We start from the raw sequence: 18,462 nt of genomic DNA, 5'->3' as shown, positions 1-18,462 counted from the left end.
GCTGAAACTGGCCAGGCTGAGCAGAGTTTCCCAGGTGCATCACCCATACTTTCCCCGGTCACATCGGGGTTGAGCCTTCTACATCATATTTTGTGGGGCGCGCCGACGCGCACGGATCACAGGTTGGCGCGATAGCAGCGTATGCCAAGCAATTGCCTGCCATGTCTATGCCAGCACCCGCGCTGGTATCGGCTCGGTCAAGCGGGCCTTCTCATCCTTGCTGGGCGGCGATAACAGTTGTCGAAACTTTTCAGCTGTGAACATGGAGTCGTTATGCTATCGTGATCTGGACCCAAAACGGTGTAACGGGTCGGTGCGGGCCCGCAGTGCCTGCGCGTCGGATAGTCGGACGCGGGAGGCGCGATGGAATCCGGGAATACGTTATCGACATATCGGAAAAATGCGTGCTGCACAGCTACCGATGCGCCTGGCCTGCCGGTCGACGGCGCGCCCTGGCAACCAGTGATGTGGTGGCGGATCGGTCGGCAATGGCTTGCGATCCTCGCGCTCGCGTTGATCACGCTGCCGGCAGCATTGTCGATGCCGGTCGCGCGAGCCGCAGTGCCGCCCCCTCGTGACGATCCCTTCTATGCCGCACCCGCCGATCTCGCATCGCATCCGAACGGAGCGGTGCTCGGGTCGCGGACGATCACACTGCTCGGCCTGCCGATACCGGTGGCGGCGTGGCAATTACGTTATCGCACAACCGATTCCGAAGAGCATCCGCAGCTGAACGTGACGACGGTCCTGGTGCCACCGGTGCCATGGACCGGGCCGCGGCCGGTGTTGTCCTACCAGATACCCGAGAACAGTCTCGACAGCCGGTGCGCGCCGTCCTCCACGCTGCGCGGCGGAAGCGCCACCGACATGGCGAGCACCATGCAGGATGCGCCGTTCATCGCGGACGCACTGCGGCGCGGATGGGCCGTCGTGGTCAGCGACTACGAAGGGCCGCAGTCCCGACTCTTCGACGGCGTGACATCCGGGCGTGGAGTCCTGGACGGAATCCGGGCCGCACGGTCCTTCCCGCCGGTCGGCATCGATGCCTCGAGCCCGATCGGCACATGGGGATACTCGAGCGGAGCCTTCGCCACGCTGTGGGCCACGCAGTTGCGCCGGGAGTACGCACCAGACGTGCGGATCGTCGGCACCAGCGCCGGCGGAGTCCCCACCGATATCCCGACCATGGCACAACGCGCCGACGGCGCCGTTGGGGGATTACTGATCCTGCTCGGGCTGGCCCGCAACGAACCCGACTCCCAGCTGGCCGACTTGCTGAACGACCAGGGCCGCCGCGCGCTGCTCGCCACAGACACGTCCGCCTGCAGTGCGGATCTGGCTCAGAAATACCCCGACATTCACATCGAAGACTTCGCCGCGGTCCCGGACTTGCTAGCGCAGCCCGCTTTCCGCAACGCAGCCACGCCCAACGAACTCGGCGGCACCGCCCCCGACACCCCGCTGTATCTGTACCACAGCGTGTCCGACGAGAAGATCCCCGTCGCCGGCTACACCGCCCTCGTGGATACCTACTGCGCTCAGGGCGCCACCCTCACCGCGATCCACTCGCCGTTCCCGACGCATATCGGAGCCGCCGCGGGCGAAGCATTCGGCGGCATGAAATTCCTCGCCGACCGCTTCGCCGGCACGCCACCGGCCCCGGGGTGTGTGGTGCAGTAAGCGCCGACCCACCGGACCGAATGCAATGCCCGCCGCCATCGGCGGCGGGCATCGGACCAGGCCACAGACACCGGCCCACCTCGAGGTGGTCAGAAGGCTCGCACCGGGCTGACGCTACAGGCTGCACCCGTCGCATGACCGAACCATGCCGCAGCTTTGTCAGTTCGACGCGAGACAGCCAGTCGCCCCGCCGCATGCTGATCCCGACCGGGTTGGCGGCGTCATCGCGTTTGACGCCGAGAGTGACGCTCACCCGGTGACCCCGGATTCGGTACCGAGTACGTCGAGGTCCAGTACCGCCGCTGAGGATCAAGCCAGTGCGGTCGCGACGGCCAGGTGCAGCCGCAGATCGTCCGGTTCCTCGTCTTCGACGGCCCAGACGATTTCCTCCATCGCACGCATGAACGCCCAGCCTCGGGCGCGATCGGTGTCGATGTCCAGCGCGGCCGCGGTGCGCTCGACGACCCTCCCGGCATGGTCCGGCTCGGGTGCACTCTGCACCTGAATCATCACCAGGAAGCCCGCGTCGAAGGCTGCCTCACCCAGATACGCCTTCGGATCGATGAGCAGCCACGGCTCCCGTTCAGCCGCGACGATATTGCCGAGGTGGGTGTCCCGGTTGACGATCAGCAGAGGCCCGTCGGGCACCGCAAGCTTTTCGCACCATTCTGCCGCCCGCTCCAGGAGCGGAGCCGGAATCGCCTGCACCACAGTGAGTTCCGGATCGACAAAGCACCGGGTCCACACCGCCACCACGTCGACGACCGCGGGCAGCGCGGGATAGTTCTCCGGAACGCTGACGGGTTCGCGCCGCAGCCGCCGGTACAACCGGCAGGCGAGCTCGACTTTCTCGACGTTCTCCGGCCGGCCCTCGAGACTCGGGAAACCGGGCTGGTACACCAGTTCGGTCCCCGGCCGCGCCCATTCCAGCAGCATCGCCCCGGACCCGGAATCGAATTCGTACAGCCGTACGGCCCCCTGGCCCTGATAGCAGAACAGCCCGGTCGGCTCCCCCACGTTCTCCGCATCGACGACCGGAACCTTCAGCACCGCCACCGACCCGTCGCTCCGTCTGACCGGAGCCACGTACGAATGCGTGCCACCTGTGAATCCGTCCCCGATCACGTCCAATCCCCACGCCGCGCAGCGTGCCTCCACGACGCCGGGCAACTCGGCGAGCCATCGATTCCCGCGTTCCCGGAAAACCTGCCCGATATTGTCGGCGACGTCCTGTGGCGGTGAGATCGGCACCTGCCCAGCCTGCCCGGCGACAGGCCGGGCAGACAAACCGCCCCGCGAGTTCCGTCACCCCGGGAAGGATGGGCAGCCGCCGATCATGGCACACCAGACCCGCGAACTGCTCCACAAAGGCCCATCACCTCACACGGTCGCGCTGTCGGCGACGTGCTGCCTCGGAACCCGCATCCCCGATAGCGCGTGCTACCCGACAATGACGCCGCGGATCCTCTGTCATCCGCACCCACCGTGGAGTCTGAGATCAATACGTTGATGCTGCTGACCGACGAAGAACTCGATAGGCGCATCGGCCCACGAGACCTCAGACGCCGGCCATCTCACCGCTCCTGCGCTCGGTCTGGAAGCTGGCCGCAGCTCGGCATGCGCCTGGGGATTGCATCCGGCGGGCTCGGATGATCACGGCGAGTTGGGACGGTAAGTCCACCGCGGAGATCGCTGGCGAGCTGGGCTGCCATCCACAGACAGTGCGAGAGCGGTTGCACCGGTTCAACTCTCACGGCCTGGATGGGCTGGGGGATCGCCCTGGGGCAGGGCGTAAGCCTCGACTGAGTGAAGCCGAGCGCAGCCGCATCGTGACCTTGGTCGCCACGACACCGCTGGGGCGTTTGACACGGCATCCCGATGGCGAACTGCGCGCCGAGAAGGACGCGGCCGGGTCGCGCTGGACACTGGACGCGTTGACGGAAGCGCTGCGCGGCGAAGGCATCGTCGTCGGTCGCAGTCAGGTACGCAGAATACTTGTGGCAGAGGGTGTTCGATGGCGCCGTCCGCGTTCGTGGACGACGAGCAAGGACCCGTACTTCGTCCCAAAAAGGACCCACATCGTCGGTCTCTACACGCAGCCACCCGAGGGCGCGACGGTCGTCTGCGCCGACGAGTTAGGTCCGGTCTCGCCCCGCACCTTCGGACCCGCACCGGGGTGGTCGGTCGGCGGGCACAGGATCAAGGCGCCCCTGGAGTACTCACGAGGCCCGGACAGGACCTGGGTCTACGGATCGTTCCGCGTCCGCGATGGCCACGTCGTCACGCTCACCGCGTCCTCGCGCAACAGCATCAACTATCAAAGATTCCTCGAGATGATCGAACACGACAACCCCCCACGGCGACATCTACGTGATAACCGACAACCTGTCCAGCCACAACAGCAAATCCACCCGCGCATGGCTCGAGGACCCCCGGATCAAACACGCCTTCATCCCCGTCAGGGCGTGCTGGCTCAACCTCCAAGAGGCGTGGTGGCGGGTCTTCCGGCGAGAGGCTCTCGCCGGCCAGACCTTCACCGACAGCCGAGAAATCGACCAGGCCACCCGGCCAGGCCACCACCGCCCTCAACGCCCGAGCACGACCATGGGTCTGGGGCCGACCCGCCCCGAAACCCAGGACCCTACGCCGCCGGTTTGTTTATCACCTTTGAGGACGCAGCACTAACCTGCGCCATTCACGGTATTTGAGTTGTCGGCACCCTGGATATGTGAAAAGGTGTTCCGACCTGCGACAATTCGGCTTGTCGAGAGTCGAATCAGCAGAAGAAGGAAACACCTTTTCGGTGCGTGAGTCTACGTGGTATCCGCGGCTGGCCGCGGACGGGGATGGGTCGGGGCTGGTGTCGCAGGCGGGAACGCTGCTACTGGTGCGCACCGCGGAGAAGATCGGACTGGTCAAGGGCCTGTCGCAGGCGTTGGCGCCGTGGCGCAAACCGATGTCTACGCACAATCCGGGCAAGATCGTGCTGGACTTGGCCATCGCGGTCGCGGCCGGGGGTGACTGCGCTGCGGATGTGTCGCTGCTGCGCACCCAGCCAGCCATGTTCGGGCCGGTCGCGTCGGATCCGACGGTGTCGCGGTTGGTGTCCGCCCTCGCCGAGGACGTACCGAAAGCGTTGTCCGCCATTGCATCAGCGCGGGCCGCGGCGCGGGCCTCGGTGTGGAAACGCGCCGGAGAATCAGCACCCGATCACGGGATCGACGCGGAGAATCCGTTGATCATCGATCTGGATGCCACCCTGCTCGACGCGCACAGCGAGAAGGAGAAAGCCGCCCCAACCTTCAAGCGCGGGTACGGCTTTCACCCGTTGTGCGCGTTCATCGACCACGGTCCCGACGGCACCGGCGAGCCCGCGGTGATGCTGCTGCGGCCCGGGAACTCCGGCGCCAACACCGCCGCCGACCACAAACAGGTTCTCGCTGACGCGCTGGCCCAGCTGCCGTGGCGTCCCTCGTGGCGAGTCGGTCGAAAAGTGCTGGTGCGCACCGACGCCGGCGGCGGCACCCACGAATTCGTGAAGTACTGCCACGCGAGGCGGGTGCAGTACTCGCTCGGGTTCACCCTCACCGACGCCCTCGTCGACGCGGTCAACAAGGTCCCGAAGAAGGTGTGGACCCCCGCCTACGACGCCGACGGGAAGGTTCGTGACGGCGCGTGGGTTGCCGAGATCACCGGCATGGTCGACCTATCCGGCTGGCCAGCGGGGATGCGCCTGGTCGTGCGGAAAGAAAGGCCGCATCCGGGTGCCCAGCTGCGGTTCACCGACCTCGACGGGCTGCGGCTGACCGCGTTCGTCACCAACACCCGCCGCGGGCAGATCCCCGATCTCGAGCTGCGCCACCGCCGCCGGGCTCGCTGCGAGGATCGTATCCGCGCTGGTAAGGACACCGGAATGCGTAACCTACCGTTCAAATCCTTTGCGGCCAACCAGATCTGGCTGGCGCTGGTCGCGCTCGCGCTCGATCTGACCGCCTGGATGCAGATGCTGGCACTCACCGGCCAGGTCGCCCGCCGATGGGAACCGAAAACCCTTCGCCTGCACCTGTTCTCACTACCCGGCCGCATCGCCCGCCACGCCCGCAAAACCCGGCTGCATCTACCCCGATCAGCCCCGACCACCAGCCTGCTCCTCGCCGCGATGACCCGCCTCGAAGCGACCTGACCAGCACAAACCGCCCCCACGAGACCAGAAAGACCACCACCGGGTCCGTGGAACCCGGCAGCCACCCGCTGACACGGGACGGCCAGCCACACCCACCAGCCCAGATACCCGCCAAAAACCGAAATCCGAACGCGATCGGGCCAGCACGTCACCCGCAAGAAAGATCGAGGCTAAGCGCCGAGTCTCGCCGCTGACACTCACGTGTCTTAGCAGGCTGGACTGCGATGCCGTGGCCCTCACGATTCACAGTTACGCTCGTCGGATCCGTCTCCGCAGTCATCGTCCCCATCGCAGAGCCATTGTTTCTGAACGCACCTGTCGTTGTCGCATTTGAATTCGTTGGGCTCGCATGGGAATTTCCCGCTGCGGCATTCGAATTCCCCGACGTGGAGCCCCTCGGGGCCGAATCGGAAATATAGCGGCGTTGCTGTGCTGCCGGGTGCGGCAGTATCTGCCATGGCCGGCGCTGAGACAAGGGCCAACCATATGGCGGTTATCCATACAGCGGTGGCGACGGCGGAGACAAAACGCATGATAACCACTCTCCGTAACGAGACTCGGTCTCTAGGCGTACGAAACTTCGATCTCCTCCGGGCCCGCCGCCGCACGCACCTCGCGGAGATCCCGCACGACCGACAACCCCACCGCCCCTTCAACTTCACTGCTGGAGCATCATCAAAAGCGCGATCAGCTCAGAGTATCTGAAGTTGAGTCAGAACGGCCAAGAACCACACAAACACGGAGACCCCCAGTCCGGCAAGGGAACCGGGACCGAAGAACCCAACGAACTCCAGAGGTACTTTTTAGCGGCAACGCGTCCCCGCTACCCGCCGAGTCCGAGTTCGCGGCCGTACGGTACTTCGCGTTGAACGGAACCGACCACCGCAGCCACGGCGAACAGGACGCGGCATGACCAGGTGCGTCTCGACGTCGGCCCCGCCGTCCACGCCCGCGAGCAGGGGTGCAACCGAGTGCTGTCTTGCGTCAAGATCTTGGCAGGATCTGAAGGTCCGCAACGACCGGTAGCCGGGATACGGCCGGCCTGATCGATCGCTTCGATGGCGGCTTGGCAGCGGCCAGTCGCGGACCCAGTGGAGTTTGTTTTCGATCGACCAATGTCCTTGCAACCATCTGGCTATCTGGTGGGGTTTGGCGTCAGCGACAGTCATCGAGGTGATGGCGTAGACGGTTTCGCTGGTGGGTTTCCCGGCGGATCGGACGGTGCGGGTGCGGGTGATCTTCAAGACCTGTGCGGCGGCGGGGAAGCCGATGCCGGCGCGGATCTCGGTGGCCTTGAAAGTGCGCCGGACCTGTCGGCCGTGGCTGTGGTCGAGATCGGTGTGTAAGGCCGGAACCTGGCTCCAGGGTATGTTTTTCAACTTCTTGCGCAGCGTCGGCTGGTTCCCTTTGACGGTCAGGATGTAGTGGCCGCCGCGGTCGGTGATCACTCGAGCGGTGTCACGCTGGCAGTGGAAGGCGTCGGCGGTGATCACCGTACCGAGGATGTCGAGTGTCACCAGAAGTGCTCTCTGCATGGGTATTTCGTTGGTTTTCGCGCCGACCGCGAGTTGCGCGAGGACGGTGCCGGTGTGCTGGCACAACCCAGCCAGCAGATGAGTCAGGTTCCCGGCCGTGTCCTTCGCGCCTCGCAGCGTTTTGCCGTCGAACGCGATCACCCGTCGCCCATCGATCACACTGGTACGCAGCCACATCCACGCGCCGATCACCGCATCGAGGGTGTCGGCGGGCACCTGCCCGAGCACGCGCCGGATCGCCGGCTCCGAGGGCACATGCTGTGCTCCCAGCTGCGCCAGCACGGGCGCGGGTGCGTCGGCGGCCCACTGGGCGATCGCGGCGAACGAGCGGGCACCGGCCACGGTCGCGGCCAGCCCGATCGCCAGGACCGATGTCAGCCGATACCGCACACCACGGGGTTTGCGCGGATCGGCCCCCTTCGAGCATTTCCAGCAACCCGACGGGAACCGGTGGTTCTTCGTGGACAGTGACCGCCGCTGAGGCGGTGGCAGGGGTCGACTCGACCCGGACGGCAGCAACAGACGATGATGAGAAAGCGGGCACGGCAACGGCTTTCGGACGATCCTGTGTGTGGTAACCAAGATCATCACCGAGTCCGGCCGTGCCCGCTCCAACGACACACCATAACTGCTGGTCACACCATCAAATCAGACTTTGACGGCACCCTGGGTCATGTTCGAGGTCAAGAACGGCCCCAATGGCCCGCAAGCCGCCAACATCAAGCCGGTATAGAACCACAGCAGTTTCGAGCCGCACTCGACTCGGCCACCGACTGTTGACCGGCAGGTTACGGGGATTCCCGACCACGGATCAGAAAATCTGTAGTCCGCCGCTGTTCGAGTCGGCGCTGACCGCCGAGAACCGACGCGAAGTGCGCGGACCTGGCGGTCAACGCCGTGAAACCTCCGAAGAGCCCGTCGGGCAGGCGCGGTTGTCCGAACACCCCGTCATCAATCAGCAGTGAGTTCGAACAAAGGACACGAAGGTCACTCCGCCGACCGCGATCTCAGTAGTCCGGAGAACATCTTCGTGTTCAAAACCGGACAATCAGCAGCTCAGGCCGTGGCGGCGCCGCTTCGCCGCTGGCCGCTCAGGCGCGCAGCTGGGCCACCTGCTCAGCAGTGCGGGCGGGGTAGGCGCCGCAGTCCGGTGCCCCATTTCAGAAGGGGGCAGCTTCGCCAAGCGAGTGGATGAAGTCGCGGGCGAGTTCCGAACCTTCTTCGGTGGCCGCCGTGGTCGCGGCCTGAGTGATGCCGGCGGCAATCGGCGAGAGTAGCCCCTTGATCATCGTCAGGCCGCGCTTGACGATGCCCGGGTTCGGCTCTTCGTTGACGACTTCGGCGAGCACTGCCTCCGCTTGTCCGCGGACCTCGGCAGAATCCTCGGCGTTGAGCGGGAGCCGGGCCAGCTCTGCGAGCAGGTTGGCGAGAGTCGCCGCCAGCCGTTCATAGCCTGGGGCGATTTCGTCGCGGCGGGCCTGCCCCTGGTTCACCGTGTCGTTGTTCCAGGCGAGCTGAGCGTGGTCCCCAGTCACCGTGACCACAGGTCCGTTGTAGTTCGTGACGGTAGCCGCAGGCGGGTAGATACCATCAGGGTCCGCTTCCAGCGGGACGCGCACCGGGTTCTTCGCGAACTCCTTCTCGATTTCGCGTGTCATCCGCCGGATGCCCTCGCGGTTGATCTTGAACCCCTTGGCCACTGCTGGTCCTCCTCGTCGAGCTTTCGATCCCAACGATCTCATGCGCAACCGATATCATTCGCGAGGTTGGCTGTTGAGAATCGATCGGTTCTCGGACACTCGGCCGTTCGGGCGGGAACGGCAGGTCCTCAACGGGCTCGCGCTGTGCAAGAAACGTGTTGAGCAGCCGGTAGGGGTCGATACTGGTATCGGCCGCGCTTCACAGGCCCGAGGTGACGATAGTGATTAGTGGTGCCAGCCGTAGTGGTTGGCCCTAGCATTGGTTTGGTTCGGCGGTGCTGGCCGCCAAGGGATTTCGAGGTGGGATAGTGGATCCGATCGTGATGGCTGCCGGGACTGCGTTGGTGAACTTGATGACCACCGACGCCTGGGCCAGGGCCAAGGATGTTGTGGTGGGCTGGTGGCGGCGGGTGCGTCCGGATCACGCCGATCGGGTGGGCCTCGAGCTCGGCCAGCTTCGTGTCGACGCGGTCGCCGCCCGCAATGGCGGCGACTCTGCCACCGAGGACGCTTTGGCGGGGGTATGGCGGCTGCGGTTGCACCGATTGGTCGCGGAGAACCCCGGTCTGCGCGGGGAACTCGAGCGATTGCTGCGCGAGGACCTCACACCGATGTTGAGCGCCGGGGACCAGAGCGCCATCGCCGCCATCACCCAGACCTCGGCCGTCAAAGGCAAGAACAACACCACCGTGCAAGCCGGACGCGACGCCACCATCACACCACCTTCGTGACCGAGGACCGCGACCCGGCGCGGCAATTGGATAAAGCCCGTCCCGACGGCATGGTCGACCAAACGGTGAACGTCGAGGGGATCGACAACACCACCGTCGTCGTCGTCGGCAACGCCAACGTCGTCGTCCACCGATACACCCCGGATGCCCGCACGGCCTTCGCCAAGTACCTGGCGCCGTCGCTGCTGGCGGCGTTGCTGGTCTCGATCCTCGGCGAGGAGCTGGGACTGGTCGGCAAGATCTCGGCGGCTGTAGCTGTTGCCGCATGGATGGCATGGACAGCCGCTCGCGACACCTACCTGCGACTGGTCCAGCGGATCGCGCTACCGGCCATCGCCGTCACCTACACCACCAGCCTCACCGTCCTCACCGCAGTGCCCGGCATTCCCGCACCGCTGCAGATTGCGATTCCCGCGATCTTGTGGACCACCGCAGCCGCCATCACCCTGCGGCTCATCGAATCCGCCCACAAACACCGCACAGCATGGCAATACATGGGCGTTGCGATGATCGGTATCGGCGTCGCGATGATCGGCATCGAGGTCGTGGCAATCGGTGACGAGGTCACTTTGCTCACGGTCGCGACCATTGCCGCTGGGGTCGCAGGGATCGGCGTCGGGGTCGCGATGATCGTCGGCCGGGAGACCCCGTTCGGCATCGCGATGCTCGGCATCAGCGTCGCGCTGATCGGCAGCGGGGTCGGAGCAACTGCCGGCGGGGACACCCCGCGAGGGATCGCGCTGATCGTCATAGGCGCCGCAGGGATCGGCATCAGCGTCGCGCTGATCGGCAGCGGGGTCGGAGTAACTGCCGGCGAGGGCACCTCGGTCGGGGTCTGGGTGATCGTCGCGGGCGTCGCGATGATCGTCCTTGGTGCCGCACGGATCATCGACGAAGACGTCATTCTCGGGGCCGCGACGATCGGCGTCGGACTCGCGGTGATCAGTGGCGGTATCGCGACGATCAGTGCCGGAGAGACCTGGTTCGAGATCGCGACGATCGGCATCGGCATCGCGGCGATCGGCATCGGTGCTGCGCGGACCCTCGACGGGGAGAACGTGTTCGGACTCGCGCTGATCGGCTTCGGGATCGCAGTGATCGGCCGCGGGGTGGTGGCACTGGCCGGGGGCCACTCTTCGTCACGTCACGATGCCGGAGAGTAGTTGCCAGATAACTAGGGTTATCAGGCACTGCTGGCGAAGGTGTCCGTCCAAACCCCCTGCGGTTCCGAATAATTTGCTGATGCAACGGCCGAATTCTTTGCCTCGCATCGCCGTCTGTCATCAGGACGGATTCTGATCCTGGCGTGAGGGGTTGACTGTGTCTGGTATCGGCAATGCAGGTGGACCGTTTGTCCGGCGTGCTGTGACTGCTGCGGGTGCACTGGCAGTGGCCGCGACGGTGGCGGTGTCAGGCATGGCCTCGGCGACTGCGCAGACGATGCAGAACAACCGGCAAGCTTCCTATTGCCACGGAGGCTGGAACTACAGCCCTTGGTGGGGAACCTCGGCAGGGAGCAAGTGCTGGAATCCCGCTTACGTCAAAGGCTGGGTCGCAGACAGCTATAGGGACGGTAAATGCGTGCAAATGCGCTTCGACTGGTACCGGAACGGAAAGTGGGCCGGTACCAAGTACTCACCCCGCGTCTGCGACCGCGCCCAGACAAGGAACTTCGAGCTCACGTCGCCCGATCCGCATGCCGACTCGGTGAATTGGGACTTTTACCGCGTCTAGTGCGGTACCGAAGAGGCGACGGCACCCAGGCAACCGACGCCGGTATCGGCGCAAAGATCGAGTGCCTGAATACCCAGCGAACCCCGGGCCGGCGTTACCGTTCAGCCTGTGGCGGCCTCGGCTCGCAGGTAGCTGTAGACGGTTTCGCGACTGACGCCGAATTCGGTGGCCAACGCGGATTTTCGTTCTCCGGCTGCCGGCCCGAGCGCGCACCTGCTGTGCCTGCTCAGGGGTGAGGGCGGGTCTGCGGCCGGTGTACGCGCCGCGGGCCTTGGCTGCGGCAATGCCCTCCCGCTGGCGTTCCAAGATCAACGCACACTCGAACTCGGCGAAGGCACCCATCACGCTCAACAGCAGGTTCGCCATCGGCGAGTCCTCCCCGGTGAAGGTCAGGTTCTCCTTCACGAACTCCACCCGCACTCCCTTGCCGGTCAGGGTGCGCACCAGCCGCCGTAGATCGTCGAGGTTGCGCGCCAGGCGGTCCATCGAGTGCACGATCACCGTGTCGCCGTCACGGACGTACCCGATCAGCTCGCCCAATTGCGGGCGCGCGGTGTCCTCCCCGGGTCCGGGAATTCGCGGTGTCGGCTCTCTGCGAATTCGGTCCCGGTGTGACAGGTTCGTTGGAGTCGGTGCGGCGGCGCTCAGACTTCCCTGCGCGGCGTCAGGCGTTGGTGCTGCTTGCCGAGTTCGGGTGGAATCGCATCCCTGCGGAGGATCTGCGGGTGTTGCAGCGGTTGATCCAGATGAAACAGAAGGCCGAGACACCCCCGCCGCTGAATTCCGAGTACCTGGATGGATCGTGGTATGCCTTGCCGACCACCGATCAAGCCGCGGTCATCAACGCATTCGACCTGCGCGACCCGGTTCCCGTGACGATGCGCATGGGATTCGCGCCATGGCAGGGGAGAGCGCCACTGCGCGTGAACGCCGATCATTGGGCGAACATGGACGGCGACATCTGGGCGGAGAACTCTCGGCTGTACGAGCGATACCCCTATCCCGAGGTGTTCATCACTCCGGTGCTGGACGGCTGGACGCTGGTGTTCTACCGGGACCACGCACTGGGAGGAATACCGGGCTCACCCTCCGTGGAGATACAGGACGAGACCTACCAGCGCGTGGAGGAATTGAGCATACGGTTCGGAAGCGCTCACTGGTATGAGCAATTCAGTGACGATTACGAACCGGGTTGTCGGAGCCAATGGTGTGTCGCCCGAGACGGTGAAGTCCTCATGCATTGCGTATCTGCTGGTGACGTGAGAATCCGCCGGTCCGAAGAAATCGATCAGGCAGCGCCGCTCGACCGGTTGTATGCATGGCTGGAAGCCAACGACATGGGCCGCGGACCGCGCCTGTCGAGAGCGGAAGCAGATCGTGTCGAAGCGTATGTGAAGATGCTGCGCGAGCACTCCGACATGGGTTTTCTGCCAGACGATGACGAGGAACTCGAGTCCGTCATGGCATCTCCCCTGCAACACCAGGTATTCGGTACGCAAGGGGCGGCACGGCGATTGTCGGTAGGCCTGGAAACCCTCGGCCCGCAGACCCGGGTCCGTGCCGCTGCGGCTTGGTCTGCTGATCGGACTCAGTTGTCGTCATGCTGAAACGGGAATTCCTTCCGTGCATTTATACCGCCGACCTGGCCTTTTATGTCATGCGTGTGAAGCGACCCGAGCCTAATCCTCTGGCGACTGACGGGCTATACACCGGGCGCATAGCGGTCAGCGACCGGTCGGTATAGCGCCTCCGCGGCCCGAAACACAGGCTGGACCTTGACCGAATTCGCCTAACCAGAAGGTCTCCGGCCATGTATTCCCTTGCTATATACCAGGCTGTCGCGCTGTGTGATCCGGCAGCCCATCGGGCACCGCGCGTGCCGTTCACTGTTTCGCAAGCGCACGAGATCGTGCAGATCCATGTAGCCTGCCGGGCAAAACAGTGGCCGCGAAAGGCAGCTGCGCAAGACACGCTGGTCGCGGCTGGCCGGTTGGTTTTGAGCTCGACCAAACCGCGGTGGGGCGGAGAGATTCCCCTTGACGTATCCAGCACATCCACATCGAATGCGGTGCGCTCCGGTTGGACTACCAAGCCAGCGCCGAGCAGGTCCGGAGCGTGGCTGATGCACTGGCACAGGGGTTTCCGAAGCTCATCGTGACGGTCGATGACGACGTGCGTGCGGATCTGCCACATTTGCCGTTGGGTGCGAGACCGCGCCCCAGTGACAGCGGGAAGAGCACAAGTACCTCCCAGTGCCCGACCTCGTCCGGGCCCTCCCGGCAGTATCCGCTGCGCTATAGGCTTGGGCATCAGCCTCGTCTGGATCTGGGTAGGCCATCGCCGGGGTGTTGGCGCGGCTCTCCGAGGTCCGTTCCGACGCTCTCGAAGGCGTACATCCCGGTGGCGCCAAGCGGTCCGTGTGCCCAACGCAGCACGCCAGGGCCGAGGAGGTCGCTCTCCATCCACCACTGGTGGACGAGGAACGGGCTGCGGTGCAGCTGCCACGGCACCGGCATGCCCGCGGTGTCCCGCCGGTAGGGTTCCAGCCGGCCCCAGGGAAAGGCGCCGGCCAATGCGGCCAGGTCGGTGGCACGCCGCAGTGCGCTCTCCGGGGTAATCCCGGTGCTGGTCATCGTCGCCGTGACCAGCTGGTCTCCACTGACCGTCCAGAGCAGGTTCAGGTTGTGCGCTGCTCGCAGCACCTCCGGGACGGACAGCAAGAGGGCGGCGAACCTGGGATCGTCGGTGTGCCGCAACTCCCCGGGAGCACCGACGTCCACCACCGGGGCGATCTCCTCGACCAGCCCGGTGTTCCAGGCGGCTAGCGAGGACAGGTAAGGCAGGGGGTACGGCAGTGTCACGGCACACACGGTCAGATAACACTTCGCGGACTCGACAGCCTGGTCGGCCCTGCCCATCCTGGCGAGGTTGCCGAGGTCGAACTCGTTGACCACCTCGAGGTCGAAGACGGTGACCGGGAAGCCGCCGCTTGGCATGCGCAGCACGCCCTCGGCGACGAGCTCTGCCGCGTGCCGTGCTCTGGCCGTATGCCTCGGGTCCCCGTTCTCCACGACGTTCTGGTCGACGCGCCCGAATCGGGCGGCCAGTGAGGGCGAGCGCTCCTCATAGGTCATGTCCATGTGCTGGCCCAGCCTCCGGCGCCGGGCGATCAGGTCCTCGTGGGCACGTCGGTCCTCGTCGCGCATTCGCGCCGCCTCGGCGAACTCCCGGCGCGTGAAGGCGTATCCCGCGTACAACAGTGCCGCCAGCCACAGCACGAAGACGACGAGCAGGCCGATCCACCCCGCCAGCACGAACACCGTGATGAACAAGGCGATCGAGACCGCCGCGACTATTTGGTTGTACGGCGTCCGCGCCAAGATATGTTTGCCTATTTTCGTGCGGTTCACCAGAATTTCCCCTTCATTGCACGTGAATACATTCTGTCGGTTTGACGGACGCCAGTCCCGGGGCGCTGAACTGGGATTTCAAGGTTTCCGCAGAGTTTCGGCGAGACGCTTCGCGCAGAGCGGAAGCCATGAAACCGCGACCCTGGTGGATTTTGTGTCAGAAACTGCCGTAGTTACTGGTCGGCCCGCCGTGGTACTTCGACCAGATCGGCGGCTTTTTCGGGTCGTATGGGTCCGGGATGATGATTTCGCCGGTGAGCCGCGCCCACCCGGATACCACGGTCTTGTATTTCTCTTCCAACGCGCGCTCGGTCTCCTGCCCCCAGCGCACGCGGGTGTATCGGTGTTCCGCCCGCTCCGCGGTCAATGCGGCGTGGACCTCCTGCGCCGTGTGCTCGCCGCTGCCCCCGTCGTCCAGATTCCTCAGGTAAATCCAGAAGCTGCGCCCGCCTGAATACTTGCTGATCTCGTAGGACCACACCGTGCCGGACGCGTCGGCGATGGCCTCGGTTCGCTTCTGCCTGGCCTGTTCCTCCTCGCGCCGTTTGCGTTCCTTCTCCCGTTTGTCGAATTCCTCCAGGTACTCGGGGAGGTCACCGGTGCTCTTCCGGTAGGCCGCGAGCGCGGTGCCGAAGTCCGATCGCAGCTGCGCGCTCGCCTCGTCATATCCCGTGCGCAGCAACCAGTTCCGCCGCGCGTACCTGATCCGCCACCGCAGGCCGCCCCGGAACGGCGCACGCAGGTGGAGACTGGCGGCTTCCTCGCGCTCCTGCAGGGCGCGGATCTCGACCAGCAGCCGGTCCGTCGCCGAGCACCACCGGTCGTGATCCTCGGGGCCGGCCCTGACGACCCTGTCCGAAGAGGAACGGGAACTGCGGGAGCCATGGGCGCACAGCAGCCGGCTGTGCTCACTGAGTTCGGTGCCGACCACGTTGACCGTCCAGCCGCCAAGCAGCTTCCCGAGGTCCGTGACATAGAGTTCGCGCTCCATAGACCCATTCACCCGACCGGTGAAATGATCGTGCGGCCGTCGATTGTGATCGGGCCCGAGATACGTCTTGCTTGGACTACCTTGCCTTGGACGCTACCGCCAATCGAATTCGCGACGGGGCCAATCCGGACGACGTCGCCGTAAACATCGCCAATGATCGTACGACCGCCGATTGTGATCGGGCCCGAGATACGTCCTGCTTGGACTACCTTGCCTTGGACGCTACCGCCAATCGAATTCGCGCCGGCCGAGCTGATCTGGCCGACATCACCATTAATCGAATTCGCGCCGGCCGAGCCGATCTGGCCGACATCACCATTAATCGAATTCGCCGGGCCGATCTGGACGACGTCGCCGTAAACATCGCCTGTGATTGTCGCGCCCTCCCACATGACCACATTGCCGTACACATTGCCCTCGATGGTCCCGCCCTTCATGAACACATCACCACGCACGTCGCCTTTTATGAATTCGCCATTGAAGTGGTTGACGCGCAACTCTTGGCCGCCATCCACCTGACCCCGTGCATAGCTGACCGCGGCGTGGAGCGCGGCTGCGCCGAGGGCGGCGGCCACCGCGGCCGCTGAGCCGATGGCCGGGTAGATACCGCCGCAGCCATCGTCTCCCGGGCCGCCCAGGGTGTTGACCAGACCGCTGGTGCACTGGGCGACCGCTGTCGCCGGGGTAAGTAGCAGCGCGGTGAGAATGGTGGTCACGAGGATGACGGCCCGTCCGAACATGTTACGCATCAACAACCCCGATCTGTGCGGACTTCGAGACCGGTCTTGAGGTCCTGGACGCGCCGCCGCCGCAGTGCGAGGTCCACGTCCGCCCGGTCGGGGTCCTGACGTGCCTGGTGCCAGTGGCACATGCCAAGGTCGAGCTGGGCCTGGTACAGACGGGACAGCCGACGATAGGCACGCAGACCACCGCGCCGGAAGGCGTCGACGCGGGTGCGAAACCTGCGGGCGGGGTTGAGCAGCACCGGCAGCTCGGCGGCGGTGACCGCGTCGTACCCGCTGTTCGCCTCGTGCCGGAGTTCGACGGCGAGCGCGGCGCTCTGATAGCGCAGGCCTCGGCGCAGCAGCAACAGGTACATCAAGAGGAACGGGCCGAGGAGCAGCAGAACCAGTAGTGGCAACACGACCATGGCGAACACCGGCTCACTGACTCGAAACATCAGCGGCAGCAACGAGATCAGGCTGTTGTACAGGTAGTGGCCGCAGATCGCGGTCAGCAACCCGCAGCCGATCACGGCGAGCCGTGTCCTCGGGTTCCGCACCTGCCGGGCGGCGCCGATCGCCGCGCCGCCCAGCGCAGAAAACGCTACGTGCATCAACATGATCCCGACCACCTGCCGAACCCAGTGCTGGTACAGGGCGCCACCCATGCTGGGGGCCGCCATGTAGAACATCGACTCGACGAAGTTGAACCCCAGACCGACACCGGCACCGGCGACGAGACCGGACACCAGGTCGGTGACCCACCGCCGCGCCACGACGGCGATCAGCAGCACGCCGACAGCCTTGACCAGCTCCTCGACGACGGGCGCCTTGAAGCCGTCGATGATCGCGACGAACCTGTTGTAGCCCAGCAATTGGTAGCTCAGCGAGTCGTACAGGAGCGGCAGCGCCAGGCCGAGTCCGGTGGCCACCACCGCGCCCCAGCCGAACCCGGCGAGCAGAATCCGGAACGGCATCCGCCGATAGCGTTGCATTCGGTGCACGGCCCAGAGCGCGATCGCCGTCGTGGGCAGCGAAAGCAGTACGGCGGATGCCAGATCCGCCCCGCTCTGGACCATCCCGTGGATCAGCTTGATCAGGACCGCGATCGACGGCAGGGTACAGACGAATGCCAGCAACAGCTGACTGTTCCGGTCCCGACGCCGGAGCCGCTCGTCGTCGGCGGCACGGGTGCGAAGGAGTCGGTCGCCGCCAAGGATCATGCACGCCCACAGCTGCGCACTGGTGCCGGCGTTCATGCTCGCGGCGGCCATTTCCGGCACTCGGTACTCCGGCTGGACGAGCTGCACGGCCGCCACGAGCAGATGGAGGACGGACAGTGCGGCCAGCACCGACGCCATGACCACCAGCGTGCGAGTCACCGGTGCGGCGGGGGCGGCCAACCAACGACGGCGCACGGCCCGATACAGGACGAAGAGCATCAGGAGCCGGAAGACGAACAGGGATCCGACGGAGAACGACCGGGACGCCTCGGCCCCTGAGACCCCGAAACCGCCGGAGAACCCGCCGGCCGGAATCTCCATTGTCGGCTTGGTCAGAAAGAGCAGGAGCGGCACCAGCGCGAGGACGCCACCGATTACCGCGCAGGTCGCTATGGTCCGTCGGTGCGGATCGGGTTCGTATCCCAGCCCTTTCCCACCGCTGGAATCACCCATGATTTCCCGGGTCACCGTTACCCCCAGTGCGTTGTGCTCGAGCCGGCACGAGCGCCGGCCTCGGGACTACTACTTTGGGTGATGAGGCCTGTACGTACCT

13 protein-coding genes and 2 pseudogenes are annotated in these 18,462 nt (G+C 65.2%); 7 read left to right on the top strand and 8 right to left on the bottom strand.

Annotated features, from left to right (window positions below; translation table 11 throughout):
• Positions 1 to 465 precede the first annotated feature (465 nt).
• Positions 466 to 1,680 carry a lipase family protein gene (locus OHB12_RS33110; protein WP_327114003.1) on the top strand — a complete coding sequence of 405 codons (1,215 nt, stop codon included), beginning with the start codon at positions 466 to 468 and terminating at the stop codon, positions 1,678 to 1,680.
• A gap of 309 nt (positions 1,681 to 1,989) precedes the next feature.
• On the opposite strand, the gene OHB12_RS33105 is transcribed toward OHB12_RS33110, so the two are convergent.
• Positions 1,990 to 2,931 (bottom strand): aminoglycoside phosphotransferase family protein, encoded by a 942-nt coding sequence (locus tag OHB12_RS33105; RefSeq protein ID WP_327114001.1) that lies wholly within the window; start codon positions 2,929 to 2,931, stop codon positions 1,990 to 1,992.
• 398 nt (positions 2,932 to 3,329) lie between these two features.
• Here OHB12_RS33105 and OHB12_RS36540 point away from each other — a divergent pair.
• The 3 genes and pseudogenes from OHB12_RS36540 to OHB12_RS33100 form a co-directional block, all read left to right on the top strand.
• Positions 3,330 to 4,034 (top strand): annotated as a pseudogene (locus tag OHB12_RS36540) (IS630 family transposase); the annotation flags it as partial.
• A 16-nt stretch (positions 4,035 to 4,050) separates the two neighbouring features.
• Positions 4,051 to 4,365, top strand: coding sequence for a transposase (locus OHB12_RS36535; RefSeq protein WP_442799904.1), 315 nt, complete (start codon positions 4,051 to 4,053; stop codon positions 4,363 to 4,365).
• 118 nt (positions 4,366 to 4,483) lie between these two features.
• A complete protein-coding gene (locus OHB12_RS33100; protein WP_327113998.1) occupies positions 4,484 to 5,863 on the top strand; it encodes an IS1380 family transposase in 1,380 nt (459 codons plus the stop codon).
• An 803-nt stretch (positions 5,864 to 6,666) separates the two neighbouring features.
• Here the strand turns inward: OHB12_RS33100 and OHB12_RS33095 are convergent.
• The gene (locus tag OHB12_RS33095) at positions 6,667 to 7,986 is read right to left on the bottom strand and encodes an ISAs1 family transposase (RefSeq protein ID WP_327121701.1); all 1,320 of its coding nucleotides are present in this window, start codon (positions 7,984 to 7,986) and stop codon (positions 6,667 to 6,669) included.
• Positions 7,987 to 8,558: 572 nt separating this feature from the next.
• Positions 8,559 to 9,098: a hypothetical protein gene (locus OHB12_RS33090; RefSeq protein WP_327113996.1), complete on the bottom strand. Its 540-nt coding sequence runs from the start codon at positions 9,096 to 9,098 to the stop codon at positions 8,559 to 8,561.
• 308 nt (positions 9,099 to 9,406) lie between these two features.
• Here OHB12_RS33090 and OHB12_RS33085 point away from each other — a divergent pair, with 308 nt between their 5' ends.
• Together OHB12_RS33085 and OHB12_RS33080 are read left to right on the top strand one after the other, a co-directional pair.
• A complete protein-coding gene (locus tag OHB12_RS33085; RefSeq protein WP_327113994.1) occupies positions 9,407 to 9,829 on the top strand; it encodes a hypothetical protein in 423 nt (140 codons plus the stop codon).
• A complete protein-coding gene (locus OHB12_RS33080) occupies positions 9,826 to 10,992 on the top strand; it encodes a hypothetical protein (RefSeq protein ID WP_327113992.1) in 1,167 nt (388 codons plus the stop codon). Before OHB12_RS33085 ends, OHB12_RS33080 begins: the two co-directional genes overlap by 4 nt.
• 672 nt (positions 10,993 to 11,664) lie before the next feature.
• On the opposite strand, the pseudogene OHB12_RS33075 reads toward OHB12_RS33080, so the two are convergent.
• Positions 11,665 to 12,139, bottom strand: a pseudogene (locus OHB12_RS33075) (recombinase family protein).
• Positions 12,140 to 12,174: 35 nt separating this feature from the next.
• Here OHB12_RS33075 and OHB12_RS33070 point away from each other — a divergent pair.
• Positions 12,175 to 13,170 carry a hypothetical protein gene (locus OHB12_RS33070; protein ID WP_327121808.1) on the top strand — a complete coding sequence of 332 codons (996 nt, stop codon included), beginning with the start codon at positions 12,175 to 12,177 and terminating at the stop codon, positions 13,168 to 13,170.
• A gap of 702 nt (positions 13,171 to 13,872) precedes the next feature.
• Here the strand turns inward: OHB12_RS33070 and OHB12_RS33065 are convergent.
• The 4 genes from OHB12_RS33065 to OHB12_RS33050 form a co-directional block, all read right to left on the bottom strand.
• A complete protein-coding gene (locus OHB12_RS33065) occupies positions 13,873 to 14,973 on the bottom strand; it encodes a hypothetical protein (protein WP_327113990.1) in 1,101 nt (366 codons plus the stop codon).
• A gap of 157 nt (positions 14,974 to 15,130) precedes the next feature.
• On the bottom strand, positions 15,131 to 15,964 hold the full coding sequence (locus OHB12_RS33060; RefSeq protein WP_327113988.1) for a hypothetical protein: 834 nt from the start codon (positions 15,962 to 15,964) through the stop codon (positions 15,131 to 15,133).
• A gap of 8 nt (positions 15,965 to 15,972) precedes the next feature.
• A complete protein-coding gene (locus OHB12_RS33055; RefSeq protein ID WP_327113986.1) occupies positions 15,973 to 16,713 on the bottom strand; it encodes a hypothetical protein in 741 nt (246 codons plus the stop codon).
• Positions 16,713 to 18,377 carry a PrsW family intramembrane metalloprotease gene (locus tag OHB12_RS33050; protein WP_327113984.1) on the bottom strand — a complete coding sequence of 555 codons (1,665 nt, stop codon included), beginning with the start codon at positions 18,375 to 18,377 and terminating at the stop codon, positions 16,713 to 16,715. Before OHB12_RS33050 ends, OHB12_RS33055 begins: the two co-directional genes overlap by 1 nt.
• Between the last annotated feature and the right edge of the window lie 85 nt (positions 18,378 to 18,462).

Origin of the sequence: Nocardia sp. NBC_01730 (genome assembly GCF_035920445.1) — a bacterium.
Classification (GTDB): Bacteria; Actinomycetota; Actinomycetes; order Mycobacteriales; family Mycobacteriaceae; genus Nocardia.
The sequence above is the reverse complement of the archived record's forward strand: the minus strand, read 5'-3'. Positions and strand labels throughout refer to the sequence as shown.

Excerpts from the sequence above, each read along its gene's own strand:
- OHB12_RS33060 (WP_327113988.1), bottom strand. The coding sequence starts at position 15,964 with ATGGAGCGCGAACTCTATGTCACGGACCTCGGGAAGCTGCTTGGCGGC.
- OHB12_RS33095 (WP_327121701.1), bottom strand. The coding sequence starts at position 7,986 with ATGATCTTGGTTACCACACACAGGATCGTCCGAAAGCCGTTGCCGTGC.
- OHB12_RS33055 (WP_327113986.1), bottom strand. The coding sequence starts at position 16,713 with ATGCGTAACATGTTCGGACGGGCCGTCATCCTCGTGACCACCATTCTC.
- OHB12_RS33110 (WP_327114003.1), top strand. The coding sequence starts at position 466 with ATGTGGTGGCGGATCGGTCGGCAATGGCTTGCGATCCTCGCGCTCGCG.